Raw genomic sequence first — 12,094 nt, 5'->3', positions numbered from 1 at the left:
CGACGACACGATGAGCGAGTTCCTGTTCCCCCACTCCCGGGTCGATCCCGTGGTGCTGCGACTGCGGCTCGCCGCGGTCGGGCTGGCCGGGTTCCTCGTTCTCGGGCTGTTCGCCGGCGTGCTCGGGCTGCAGACGCTCGGCGTGCTCAGCGGCGACGTCCGGGTCACCGTGCAGCTGCCCACGGTCGGCGACACCCTCGGCATCAACTCCGACGTGAAGTTCAACGGCCTGCGCGTGGGCCGGGTGACCCGGGTCGACCCGGCCGGCCCCACCGCCGAGGTGCTCGTCGCCCCCGAGCACGCCGACCTCATCCCGGCCGCCGTGCGCGCCCGGGTGCTGCCCGGCACCCTCTTCGGCAACGAGTACGTCGACCTGGTCGCCGCCCGCTCGAAGGCCGCGCCCACGGCGTCCACCCACCTCGCCGACGGCGCCGTCGTCCCGGCCGACCGGTCGGTGGCGACGCTGCGCCTGATGGACACCTTCTCCGCGACCCAGCGGCTCCTCGCCGCGGTCGACCCCGCCCAGTGGGATGTCGCGCTCTCCCAGCTCGCCGACGCGCTCGACGGCCGCGGCGCCCGGATCGCCGAGCTGGTCCGCGACGGCGACGCCTTCCTCGCCCGGTGGACGGCGCTCCAGCCGCAGGTGCGCCGCGACCTCGACCTGCTCACCCGCGACACCGACCTGGCGGGCGACGTCGAGCCGCAGCTGGTCGCGGCGCTGCGCGACACTCGCCCGCTCGCCCGCACGCTGGTCGAGCAGCAGGACGGCACCACCACCCTCCTCACCGGGACGGCCGCGCTCACCGACGACGTCGCGACCTTCCTGCGCACCAACGGCGCCGCGACCGCGCGGCTGCTCAACGCGACCGCCGCCAACCTGGAGGTCTTCGCCCAGCGCTACCCGGCGTTCGCGCTGCTGCTGCGCAAGGTCCCGGTGCTCCTGCGCAACGGCGCGGCCGCCGTCGAGAACGGCCGGATCCAGATGGAGGGCGTGCTCGCCCCCCAGCTTCTCGACCCCTACGACGCGAGCGATCCGGCCGACTGCCCCACCTACCGAGGGCTGCACGGCCGGTGCGGGGGTGCGCGATGAGGAGCCGCCAGCTCAGCGAGCTGCGCCGGCACAAGTCCGCGGTCCTCGGGGTCGCCGTCTTCGCCGCGGTCGCCGTCGTGCTCACCAGCATGGTCGCCGGGACGCTGTCCCGCTCGACCAGCGGCGACACGATCAGCGTGACCGCGGTCTTCCGCGACGCGACCGGCCTGCGCGCCGGGGACGACGTCCGGGTGGCCGGCGTCCGGGTCGGCCGGGTCACCGGCACCCGGGTCGGCACGGGCGACGAGCGCGGGCTCGCCGTCGTCACGCTGAGCGTCGCCGCCGACCAGCGGCTCCACGACGACGTCGTCGCGGCGATCGACTACCTCAACCTCATGGGTCAGCGCTATGTCGCGCTCTCCCGGCCGTCCGGGGCCGAGCAGCAGGCGGGCCGGCTGCACGACGGCGACCGGATCCCGCTCGCCCGCACCCGTCCCGCGCTCGACCTGACCGCGATGTTCAACGCGTTCGAGCCGATCTTCGACCTGCTCCAGCCCGGCGACATCAACCAGCTCGCCACCGACATCGTCCAGGTGCTGCAGGGCCAGGGACCGACGCTGCGCCACCTGCTCGAGCAGACCGCCGAGCTCACCTCCGGCCTCGTCGACCGGGACGCGGCACTCGCCCGGGTCGTCGACAACGTCACCCTGGTGCTGCGCACGACCGCCGAGCACCGCACCGAGGTCACCGCCCTGGTCGACGGCCTCGCCTCGCTCACCTCCGGACTCGCCCGGGACGGCGACCGGATCGGCACCAGCCTCGACGCGCTGGCCCGGCTGTCCGCCACCACCGCCGACCTGGTCGACGAGGCCGGCGGCCCGGCCGTCGACGTCGCCCGGCTCAGCAACCCGTGGCTCCGCTACCTCGCCGAGCGGCGCGACCTGCTCGCCCGTACCGGCGGCGCGGTCCCGAAGCAGCTCGACACCTACCTGCGCACGCTCGGCTACGGGAGCTACCTCAACGTCTACGTCTGCACCCTCTCGGCCGGGCTGGCCGGGGTGCCCACCACCCTCGACCTCGGCGTCACGGGCAACCGGTTCTCGAAGAGGTGCCGCTGATGACCCGTCTCGGCTGGCCGCTGCGCGCCGTCGTCGCGGCCGTGGTGCTCGGGCTGCTCCTCCTGGGTGTCCGGGCGCTGGGCGGCGATCCGTCGTACCACGTGCGGCTGCGGCACGCGGCCGGCATCGAGCCCGGGGACGACGTCCGGGTCGCGGGCCTGAAGGTCGGCAAGGTCCGCGCCGTGACCGCCGACCGCGACCAGGTCGACGTCCGGTTCACGCTCGACCAGGCACCCGGCGACCTCGGCGTCACCACCGACAGCACGGTCGAGGTCAAGCTCCTCTCGATCCTCGGCGAGCGCTTCCTCGCGCTCTCCCCCGGCGCCGGCGACGCGCTGGCCGGCGGCGCGACGATCGGCGTGCGGCACGCGGTCGACAGCTACACGATCGAGCGGTTCTGGCTGGAGTCGACGCCGCAGGTCGAGGCGCTCGACCTCGACCGGGTGCAGCAGGCCATCGACGTGCTCGCGACCGACCTGGCGGTGGCACCCGAGGAACTGCGGGACGCTCTCGACGGGATCGCCGGCGTCTCCGCCATCGCCACCGACCGCGAGCAGCAGCTCGACGACCTGCTCGCCTCGACCCGCGCGGTCACCGACCTCGTCCTCGACCAGACCGCCCAGCTCGACCGGGTGCTCGGCAACGGCACCACCGTGCTGCGGATGGTGCAGGAGCGCCAGGACACGCTGCGCGCGCTGCTGAGCGATGCGCACCGGTTCGTCACCGGGCTCACCGCCGTCGTCCGGCAGAGCGCGCCGCAGCTCACCCCCGCGCTGCGCGACCTGCGCCGGGTGCTCGCGGTGCTCGACGACCACCGCGCCGACCTCGAGCGCACGATGCGGCTGGCCGGTCCGACGATGCGCGTGTTCACCAACGCCACCGGTGACGGCCCGTGGCTCGGCGTCAACGCGCCGTGGGCGATCGTCCCCGACGACCTGGTCTGCTCGATCACGCCGGAGGACTGCCGATGAGCCGCCGCCTCCTGCTCACCGCCCTCGTCCTCGCGCTGGTCGCGGCAGCCGGGCTGTCCGGCGCGCGGCTGGTCGGCGGCGACGACCCCGACGACCTCGTCGTGACGGCCGACTTCGCCGACACCACCGGCGTCTACGTCGGAAACGACGTGACCTACCTCGGCGTCAAGGTCGGCGAGATCGTCCGCATCGAGCCGCGGGGCACGACGATGCGCGTGGTCCTCCACCTCGCGCCCGACACCCGCGTGCCCGCGGACGCCGGCGCGGAGATCCTCCAGGGCTCGCTCGTCACCGACCGGTTCATCGAGCTCGGCCCGGCCTGGGACGGCGGCCCGACGCTGCGCGACGGCGCGCACATCGAGGCGTCGCACACCCGGGCACCCGCGACCGTCGACGAGATCGCCACCGCCGTCGACGACCTGGTGCGGGCCCTCGACGGCACCCTCGGCAGCGAGGGCCGCGGAACCGGCCTCGGCGACGTCCTGTCCACGACCGCCCGGGCACTGAAGGGCAACGGACCGCACCTGCGGGCCGCACTGGCTGAGAGCCGCGACGCACTCGCCACGATCAACGCCAAGGACGCCGACCTCACTGCCGTCAGCAAGAACCTCGTCACGCTGGTCACCACGCTCGCGGAGCGCGACCGGGCGCTGCGGACGTTCACGCACGCGGCGGCCGACACCGGCGGCGTCCTCGCCGACCAGCGCGAGGCGCTCGTCGCCACGCTCGACAGCCTCGACGAGCTGACCCGGCTGGCCGACCGCTTCCTGAAGGACAACGGCGCCGTGCTCGGCGACGACCTGGCCGGGCTGGCCGACGTGGTCGGGATCGTGCGCCGGCACCAGGACTCCCTCGAGGAGGCCTTCGACACGATGCCCACGATGGCCGAGAACTTCGCCCGGGCCTACGACTGGGACCTGGGCCGGCTGCGCGTGCAGTTCGCGTTCAGCGCCGGCCCGTTCTCGGCGATGTTCCGCGACCACACGTGCCGGGTGTTCGCCGAGAAGCTCGTCGGCGAGACCGGCACCCGGGTCTGCGGGCTGCTCTTCAACGGCCAGGGCACGGGCGTGCTCGACCCGATCCTCGACGGGCTCTACAACGGGCTGCCGGGGGCGATCCCGTGACCGGGCGGCTGCGACGCGGGCTCGCCGTTCTCCTGGTGCTGGGCGGGGTCGTGACCGGTACGGCGGGGTGCGGGCTCACGCTCGAGGACGTCCCGCTGCCGAAGCTCGTCGACGGACCGACGTACCCGCTGACGATCGAGTTCACCGACGCCCTCAACCTCCCCGTCGACGCACCGGTCAAGCTCGACGGCGCGACCGTCGGCCAGGTCACCGCGGTCGAGGCGGGCGACTACGTCGCCGAGGTCGAGCTGGCGCTGTCGACCAGCGTGCGGCTGCGGGCCGGCTCGCGCGCCGAGATCCGGCTGACCTCGCCGATGGGCACCGCCTTCGTGCAGCTCTTCCCGGCCGCCGAGGGAGAGGTGCTCGCCGAGGGTGCGACCATCCCGGCGGCCGCGACCGGCGCCGCCCCCGACGTCACCGACCTGCTCAGCGCACTGTCGACGGTCGTCACCGGTGGCAGCTTCGCCGACATCTCCACGATCGTCCACGAGCTCGACACCGCGCTCACCGGCAACGCCGACGACGTACGCCGCCTGCTCGGCCGGCTCGACACCGCCGTCACCGACCTCGACCAGGACCTCCCCCGGCTCGACCGGTTGACCGGTGCGCTCGACCGGCTCACCACGCGGCTGGCCGGCGACCTGCCCGTGATCACCCGCTCGCTGACCGAGCTCACCGACCTGGTGACCACGCTCGACGAGCAGCGCGACGAGATCGTCGCCGCGCTGGCGTCGCTGCAGCGCTTCGACGCCGTCGCCACCCCGCTCACGAAGGCGGTCCGCGCCGACCTGGTGGCGCAGCTGAAGGACATGCGGCCCGTCGTCCAGTCGCTCCTCGACGGCCGCAAGGACGTCGACGGCGTCATGGCCGGCCTCGTCGCGTTCGCCGAGGGCAGCGACCGCGCGGCACCCGGGGACTTCGCCAACTTCGACCTGACGTTCCTGCTCGACCTGAAGGCGCTCACCGCGACGGGAGCACCGCGATGAACGACTCCGCCCGCGTCTGGCAGCGCCGCAGCCGGCTCGCCCAGGTGCTGATCCTGCTCATCCTGGTCGGCGGCGTCGTCTACGTCGCCGACACCGTCGTCGGCGGCTCGCTCTTCCACCGTCCGCGCACGATCACCGTCGAGCTCCCCCAGGCCGCCGGGCTGCACCCGGGCTCGGTGGTGACCTACCGCGGGCAGCGGATCGGCGAGGTCAGCGACGTCCGGCTCTCCGCCGACGAGGGCGTCGGTGCCGTCGCCACGCTGAAGATCGAGGCGGACGTCGACCTCCCGCGCGACAGCGAGATGCAGGTGCGCAACCTCTCCGCGGTCGGCGAGCAGTACCTCGACGTCCGCCCGCGGAGCGACGGCGGGCCGTTCCTCGCCGACGGTGCCACCGTGCCGGTCGCCGACACCACGGTGCCGCTCGGCGTGCCCGAGGTGCTCGCCCACGCGCAGGGCCTGATGGCGCACCTCGACGTCGCCGACATCCGCACCATCGCCACCGAGACCGCGGCGATCTTCGGCGACAGCGACCAGGACGTCGACCTGCGCTCGCTCGCCATCGAGATGGAGACCGCGTTCGCGCTGCTCCGGCGCCTCGAGCCCGACCTCACCACCCTCGCCCGGCGTGCCGAGACGCCGCTGCGGACGGTGGCCGACCTCGATCCCGAGCTGCGCCGGCTCGCCACCGACCTCGAGGCGATCGCGCAGTCACTGGCCGACGCCACGCCTGCCGTGCGCCGGACGGTCGCGACGTCGCTCGACCTGCTCCCCCGCCTGCAGCGCTGGTGGCGTGCGGCCTCGCCCGAGCTGCGCCGGATGCTGCGCGACGGCGTGCCCCTCAGCGAGATGGCCGCCCGGCACCTGCGCGGGCTCCAGCACTGGCTGGACTGGGCGCCCGTGCAGGCCGACGTGATGGCCGGCAGCACGCGCGACGGCAGCGGCCGGGTCGTGCTCGTGCCGCGCATCCTCAAGAACTGCGTCTACGACCGTGGCGTCCAGCGCGACGTCCAGGACACCCGGCGCCGCCCGCCCCGGACCGACGTCCGCTGCACCGACCCGCCCCCCGGAACCCAGGGCCGCGGCTCCGCCCGCGTCCCCCAGCAGTAGCCCCCCACCCGCACACCGAGAGGAACCCGATGAGCACCGACACCCTGACGATCCGCGCCGAGATCGAGCAGGAGATCGCCGGCCTCACCCTGCCGATCGCGCTGGCCCGCACGGCCGACGCCGAGGGCGAGCGTCCGGCGTACTCCGATAAGATCGGCATCGACATGTCCACCGGATATGCCCCGGGATGGCGCACCATCGGGTGGACCGAGCTGCGCGAGCGCGCGCTCGACGTGGCCGGTGCGCTCGTCGCGTCCGGCGTCGCGGCCGGCGACCGGGTGGCACTGATGGCGAGCAACCGGATCGAGCACGTCGTCGCCGACCTGGGTGCCGTGCACGCGGCCGCCGTCTCGATGTCGGTCTACAACACGCTGTCGCCCGAGCAGGTCGCGTTCGTCGCGGGGCACGCCGAGCCCGCGGTCGTCGTCCTGGAGAGCGCGGACCACCTGGCCCGGTGGGAGCGGGCGCTCGCCGCGAGCACGTCGGTGCGCCGGGTCGTCGTCATCGACGCCGAGGCACCGGCCGGCGACGACCGCTTCGTCACCTGGGATGCGTTCGTCGCCGAGGGTGCGGCCTGGCGGGCCGAGCACGCCGCCGAGCTGGCCGAGCGGACCGCGTCGATCGCCCCCGACGACGCGCTCACGATCCTCTACACGTCGGGCACCACGGGCAACCCGAAGGGCGTCGTCCTCACCCACCACGCGGTGCTCTACGAGTGCGCGTGCTCGCTGCGCACCGCCGCGCCCACCCAGCACAACGACTTCATCTCGTACCTGCCGTTCGCGCACATCGCCGAGCGCACGCTGGGCATGTACATCCCCCAGGTCAACGGCGCCCACATCCACCTCATCGCCGACCCGGCGCTGCTGCTGGGCGCGCTCGGCGAGGTGCACCCGACGCGCTTCTTCGGCGTCCCGCGGGTCTGGGAGAAGATCAAGACCGGCATCTCCGCCAAGCTCGCCGCCGAGACCGACCCCGAGAAGAAGGCGCAGGTCGAGGGGGCGCTCGCGATCGGCCTCGAGTACGTCGAGGCGCAGCAGACCGGCGGCACCATCTCGCCCGAGCTCGAGGCTCGCTTCCAGGCCGCGGACGCCGGGCTGCTCGCCTTCCTGCGCGCCCTGCTCGGCCTCGACCGCTGCGAGTGGGCGGCCTCGGCCGCGGCACCGATGCCGCTCGAGGTCGCCCGCTTCTTCGCGGGTCTGGGCATGCGGATCTACGACGTCTACGGCATGACCGAGACCTGTGCCGCCGTCACCGCCTGCGGTCCCGACGACTTCCGCCTCGGCACCGTCGGCCGCGCCCTGCCCGGCATCGAGATCGCCATCGCCGAGGACGGCGAGATCCTCGCCCGCGGCCCGGTCGCGTCGAAGGGCTACTACCAGCAGGAGTCCGCGACGGCGGAGCTGATCGACGCCGACGGCTGGGTCCACACCGGCGACATCGGCGAGCTCGACGACGACGGCTTCCTCAAGGTCGTCGACCGCAAGAAGGAGATCATCGTGACCTCCTCCGGCAAGAACATCGCGCCATCCAACATCGAGAACTACCTCAAGGAGAGCCCCCTCGTCGGCCACGCCCTCGTCTTCGGCGAGGGCCGCCCCTATGTCGTCGCGGTGCTCACCCTCGACGCCGAGATCGCCCCCCTCGTCGGCGCCCAGCTCGGCATCCCGGCCGGGACGTCGCTCGCCGAGCTCGCCGAGCACCCCGCCATCCTGGCGATGGCGCAGCAGGCCGTGGACGCCGCCAACGAGCGGCTCTCCCGCCCCGAGCAGGTCAAGGCCTGGGAGCTGCTGCCGGTCGAGTGGACCGCGGAGTCCGAGGAGCTCACGCCGACGCTCAAGCTCAAGCGCCGCGTCGTCCACGCCAAGTACGCCGACGTCCTGGAGCGGCTCTACGGCTGAGGCCCGGCCGGGCGCGGGGCCGTGCCCGGCCGATCGTCGGGTAACACGCTGTCCACCTGCCTTCGCGCCGCTTGTCGTTGCTTCCACGCCGTTGCCGTCGGCGTGTCGGGACGACAACCGCCGACCAGCAACGTGGACAGCGTGTTACAGCGGCAGGGGCCGGGCGCAGGGGCAGGGGGCCGGGCGCAGGGGCCGGGCGGGAGCGCGCTCAGAACGCCAGCGCCACCTTGCCGGCGCCCCGGGACGGGTCGCCGGCGAGGGCGAAGGCCTCGGCGACGTCCTCGAGTCCGAAGGTGTGGCTGAGCATCGTCGGTGCGTCCGGGGCGGCGGCGGACACGATCTCGACGGCCTCGGCGAACGACGCGAGCCCGTCCTCGAGCTGGGCGTTCCAGGTCATGTCGAGGGTGGCGCGCTTGCGGAAGACCGCCCGCATCGGCCAGGTCTCCAGCTCGTCGTCGCCGTAGAGGCCGAAGAGGCCGATCCGGCCCTCGTCGCGGACCATCCGCATCGCCTGGTGCCGGGTGGCGGCGGTGCCGGCGGCCTCGATGGCGAGCTCGACGCCGGCGCCGCCGGTCAGCTCGTCGACCACGGCGACGACGTCGTCGTCGGGGGCGTGCACCACCGTCGTCGCGCCGTACGACGTCGCGGTGGCCAGGCGCGCGGGCGACAGGTCGCTCGCGATCACCTGGTCGAAGCCCGCGCGCCGCAGCAGCTGGACGAACGCCAGCCCCGCGGGACCGGTCCCGACCACGGCGGCCGCGCGCGGCTCGGCGGTCGCGGGCCAGAAGCGCTTCATCGCGAAGATCGCCGTGCCGAGCTGCTGGGCGAGCACGAGCCGGTCGGCCGGCACCCCGTCCGGGACCGGGACGACGGCCGAGGGCGGCAGCACCTGGAGGTCGGCGAAGCACGCCGCCACCGCCGCGGGCGGCGTGCAGAGCACCCGGGTCCCGACCACGAGCGAGGCGGAACGGCTCTCGACCACGACCCCGACCGCCTCGTGGCCCGGGCTGCCGGGCATCCCGTTCCCGCCCTCGGCGGCCAGGTGCAGGTCGGAGCCGCAGATCGCGGCGACCTCGGTCCGGATGAGCACCTCGCCCGGCCCCGGCGCCGGATCGGGCACCTCGACCACCTCGAGCCGGCTCGGGCCGGTGACGAGCGCAGCCCTCACCGGGCGTCGCCGATCTGGGCGGCGAGCACCCGGCGCTGCACCTGGCCGGTGGCGAGCGTCCGCGGGATCGCGTCGACGCCCACGACCAGCCGCGGGTGCTTGTGCCGCGCGAGGCGTCCGTCGAGGAGCTGACGCACCGCGTCGACGTCCGGCAGCACCGAGGACGAGCGCACCGCCAGGCAGACGATCTCGCCCCACCTGTCGTCGGGGACGCCGACCACCGCGAAGTCCTCGGCCCCGGGCAGACCGCGCAGCGCGGCCTCGACCTCGGTCGGCCACACGGTCTCGCCGCCGCTGCGGATCAGCTCGCTGACCCGGCCGGTGATGAAGAGGTAGCCGTCCTCGTCGAGGTGCCCGACGTCGCCGGACCGGTAGGTGCCGTCGACCAGCACCGCGGCGGTCTCGTCCGGCCGGTCGAGGTAGCCGTTCATCAGCGTCGGCGAGGCCACGCAGATCTCCCCCTCGTCGCTCGTCCACAGCAGCGACGGCGGCGTGGCGAGCCCGACGCTGCCCGAGCGGGTGCCGAGGTGGGCGTGCGCGTCGTGCAGCCGGGCCATCGAGCCGGCCTCCGTCGTCCCGTAGAGGACGGTGGTCGTCGCCTGCGGCACGCGGGACTTGATCCGCTCCAGCAGGGTCTCGGAGATCCGCGAGGTGCCGGTGTCGGCGTGGTGCAGCGAGCTCAGGTCAGCCGCGACGTCGGTCGCGTCGAGGACCCGCTCCCACACGGCCGGGATGGCGTAGAACGCCGACGCGCGCCACCGCTCGACGGCGGTGAGCAGCTCGGCCGGGTCGGCGCGGTGCACGAGGTGGATGGCGCGGCCGTTCTGCCACGCCTCCATCACGTAGTGCCAGCCGCCGTAGTGGAACAGCGGGAACGCCGTGACCAGGCCGGTGCGCCCGCGCATCGCCTGGCCGAACGTGCCGCCGCCCGCGGCCGAGCGCAGCCAGCTCGCGCGGTGGCTGACCAGCGCGCCCTTGGGTCGTCCGGTGCTGCCGCTGGTCAGGTAGAGGATGTGCGGCAGCCGGTCGTCGACCGCCGTCCCCAGCGGCCCGCCGGACAGGCGGGCGCACAACGCGTCCAGGTCCGCGCCGGGCACCAGGCCGTCGGCGTCGAAGACGGCGAGCGGCAGCTCGCGCTCGCGGGCGAGCTGCTCGGCCTCGTCGAGGTGGTCGAGGTCGGTGACGAGCAGCCGCGGTCGCACGTAGTCGAGGACGCCGGCCAGCTCGCTCGCCGGCAGCTGCGGGTTGAGCGGCGCGAAGATCGCGCCGAGCCGCCCTGCGCCGAGGAAGCCGTCGAGCGCCCGCAGCGACGGCGATCCCCACCAGGCGACGGTGTCGCCGGTGCCGATGCCCAGCGCCGCGAAGGCACGAGCCGTGCGGTTGCCCGCCTGGTCGAGCTCGCCGAAGCGCACCTGCTGCGCGCCGAGCGTGGCGGCGAGGGCGTCGGGGCGGACCCGGGCGACGCCGGCGACGGTGGTTCCGAGGTCGAGACTCACGACAGCTCCATCTGTGCGGGGTTGATCGCGCCGTACCGGCTCTTGTGCTGGGTGATGTCCATCGCCTCGTGGATCGCCCCCAGTCCCGGCACCGTATGCGTGATCAGGGCATCGGGGTCGACGAGGTTCCGCTGGACGAGTCCGAAGGAGTGCTCGAAGACGCTGGCGCCGCTCGCGTAGTCACCGGCCCCCGAGCGCGGGTGCACGAGGGTGACCGACTTGCTGCGCAGCAGCCCGGTCGGCAGCGGCGCGTGCGCGTCGAGCACCGAGACCATCGCGATCCGCCCGCCCCGTCGTACCGCCTGGGCGGCGAGCTCGACGGTGCTCAAGCCCGCGAGGCCCACGTCCGCGCTGCCGCCCGCCGTCTCGAGGACGACGTCGAACCCGATGCCGTCGGTCAGCTCGAGCGCCGTGGCGAGCACGTCGGAGCCCGCGTCGATCAGCGCGTCGGCACCGAAGCGCCGCCCCAGCTCGAGCTTGCGCGGGCTGTGCGTCGAGAGTGCGACCAGGCCGGCGTTGCCGTGCCGGGCGACCGCGACGCCGAGCAGCCCCATCACGCCGCCGCCGAGCACGAGCACCGACTCCCCCGGCCGTACATCGAGCGCCGCGTGCGCGTGCACCGCCCCGGCGAGCGGCTGGATCGCCGCGGCCGCCGAGAGCGAGACGCCGTCGGGCACCGGCACCACCGCCGACGCCGGGACGACGACCCGCTCGGCCAGCGCGCCCGGCCGGGTGAACCCGATGATCGCCGGCGCGACGCACGCGCCGGCCCACGAACGGCGGCAGGCCGCGCAGGTCCCGCACGGCAGCGTCTCGACCGCGGTCACCCGCTGGCCGACCCGCAGCCCGGTCGCCTCGGGGTCGACCGCCGTCCCCAGGGCGATGATCTCGCCGGCGAACTCGTGCCCGCCGAACTGCAGCGGCCCGTCCTCCAGGCGCCGGGCGAGCTGGTCGCTCAGGGCGACGTCCGCACCGGCCAGGAGCATGCACTCGGTGACGCTCAGCTGGACCCGGCGCACCGCGATCACGACGTCCCCGGGGCCGCACCGGGGCTCGGGCACCTCGGCGACGTCCACGACGAAACCGGGCTTCACGACGACTGCCTGCAACGGATCGTTCCTTCCTCTCGGGGCCGAGCCGGGGGGCTTGTGTAACCCACGTCACGGTGATCTAATCACGCCCACTGCATTT

General features: G+C 74.2%; 10 protein-coding genes. 7 read left to right on the top strand and 3 right to left on the bottom strand.

The features are described 5' to 3' along the window. Nucleotides 1-10 precede the first annotated feature (10 nt). Genes BM223_RS06765 through BM223_RS06735 form a run of 7 tightly spaced genes read left to right on the top strand, consistent with a single transcriptional unit; the run spans nucleotide 11 to nucleotide 8,239 of the window. Entirely contained in the window at nucleotides 11-1,090 is a 1,080-nt protein-coding gene (locus BM223_RS06765; RefSeq protein ID WP_038680629.1) for an MCE family protein, read from the top strand. Beyond that, nucleotides 1,087-2,148 carry an MCE family protein gene (locus BM223_RS06760; RefSeq protein ID WP_052138887.1) on the top strand — a complete coding sequence of 354 codons (1,062 nt, stop codon included), beginning with the start codon at nucleotides 1,087-1,089 and terminating at the stop codon, nucleotides 2,146-2,148. The genes BM223_RS06765 and BM223_RS06760 overlap by 4 nt, the downstream gene beginning before the upstream one ends. Further along, nucleotides 2,148-3,119, top strand: coding sequence for an MCE family protein (locus tag BM223_RS06755; RefSeq protein WP_038680631.1), 972 nt, complete (start codon nucleotides 2,148-2,150; stop codon nucleotides 3,117-3,119). The genes BM223_RS06760 and BM223_RS06755 overlap by 1 nt, the downstream gene beginning before the upstream one ends. Further along, nucleotides 3,116-4,243: an MCE family protein gene (locus BM223_RS06750; protein ID WP_038680633.1), complete on the top strand. Its 1,128-nt coding sequence runs from the start codon at nucleotides 3,116-3,118 to the stop codon at nucleotides 4,241-4,243. Before BM223_RS06755 ends, BM223_RS06750 begins: the two co-directional genes overlap by 4 nt. Continuing rightward, entirely contained in the window at nucleotides 4,240-5,229 is a 990-nt protein-coding gene (locus BM223_RS06745) for an MCE family protein (protein WP_038680635.1), read from the top strand. The genes BM223_RS06750 and BM223_RS06745 overlap by 4 nt, the downstream gene beginning before the upstream one ends. Continuing rightward, complete coding sequence (locus BM223_RS06740; protein ID WP_038680637.1) at nucleotides 5,226-6,338, top strand: MlaD family protein; 1,113 nt, start codon at nucleotides 5,226-5,228, stop codon at nucleotides 6,336-6,338. Before BM223_RS06745 ends, BM223_RS06740 begins: the two co-directional genes overlap by 4 nt. 29 nt (nucleotides 6,339-6,367) lie before the next feature. Next, nucleotides 6,368-8,239 (top strand): AMP-dependent synthetase/ligase, encoded by a 1,872-nt coding sequence (locus tag BM223_RS06735; protein WP_038680639.1) that lies wholly within the window; start codon nucleotides 6,368-6,370, stop codon nucleotides 8,237-8,239. Between the two features lie 208 nt (nucleotides 8,240-8,447). On the opposite strand, the gene BM223_RS06730 is transcribed toward BM223_RS06735, so the two are convergent. Genes BM223_RS06730 through BM223_RS06720 form a run of 3 tightly spaced genes read right to left on the bottom strand, consistent with a single transcriptional unit; the run spans nucleotide 8,448 to nucleotide 12,012 of the window. Further along, nucleotides 8,448-9,407 (bottom strand): zinc-dependent alcohol dehydrogenase, encoded by a 960-nt coding sequence (locus tag BM223_RS06730; RefSeq protein WP_052138888.1) that lies wholly within the window; start codon nucleotides 9,405-9,407, stop codon nucleotides 8,448-8,450. After that, the gene (locus BM223_RS06725) at nucleotides 9,404-10,903 is read right to left on the bottom strand and encodes a class I adenylate-forming enzyme family protein (protein ID WP_038680641.1); all 1,500 of its coding nucleotides are present in this window, start codon (nucleotides 10,901-10,903) and stop codon (nucleotides 9,404-9,406) included. The genes BM223_RS06730 and BM223_RS06725 overlap by 4 nt, the downstream gene beginning before the upstream one ends. Beyond that, nucleotides 10,900-12,012, bottom strand: a complete 1,113-nt coding sequence (locus BM223_RS06720) for a zinc-dependent alcohol dehydrogenase (protein ID WP_141267575.1) — start codon at nucleotides 12,010-12,012, stop codon at nucleotides 10,900-10,902. Before BM223_RS06720 ends, BM223_RS06725 begins: the two co-directional genes overlap by 4 nt. Nucleotides 12,013-12,094 lie beyond the last annotated feature (82 nt).

Source organism: Pimelobacter simplex (assembly GCF_900114845.1).
GTDB lineage: Bacteria > Actinomycetota > Actinomycetes > Propionibacteriales > Nocardioidaceae > Nocardioides > Nocardioides simplex.
Note: the sequence above shows the minus strand (reverse complement) of the source record. Positions and strands in the feature narration are given on the sequence as shown.

Coding starts and splice junctions, on each gene's coding strand:
- BM223_RS06765 (WP_038680629.1), top strand. CDS start 11: ATGAGCGAGTTCCTGTTCCCCCACTCCCGGGTCGATCCCGTGGTGCTG.
- BM223_RS06760 (WP_052138887.1), top strand. CDS start 1,087: ATGAGGAGCCGCCAGCTCAGCGAGCTGCGCCGGCACAAGTCCGCGGTC.
- BM223_RS06755 (WP_038680631.1), top strand. CDS start 2,148: ATGACCCGTCTCGGCTGGCCGCTGCGCGCCGTCGTCGCGGCCGTGGTG.
- BM223_RS06750 (WP_038680633.1), top strand. CDS start 3,116: ATGAGCCGCCGCCTCCTGCTCACCGCCCTCGTCCTCGCGCTGGTCGCG.
- BM223_RS06740 (WP_038680637.1), top strand. CDS start 5,226: ATGAACGACTCCGCCCGCGTCTGGCAGCGCCGCAGCCGGCTCGCCCAG.
- BM223_RS06735 (WP_038680639.1), top strand. CDS start 6,368: ATGAGCACCGACACCCTGACGATCCGCGCCGAGATCGAGCAGGAGATC.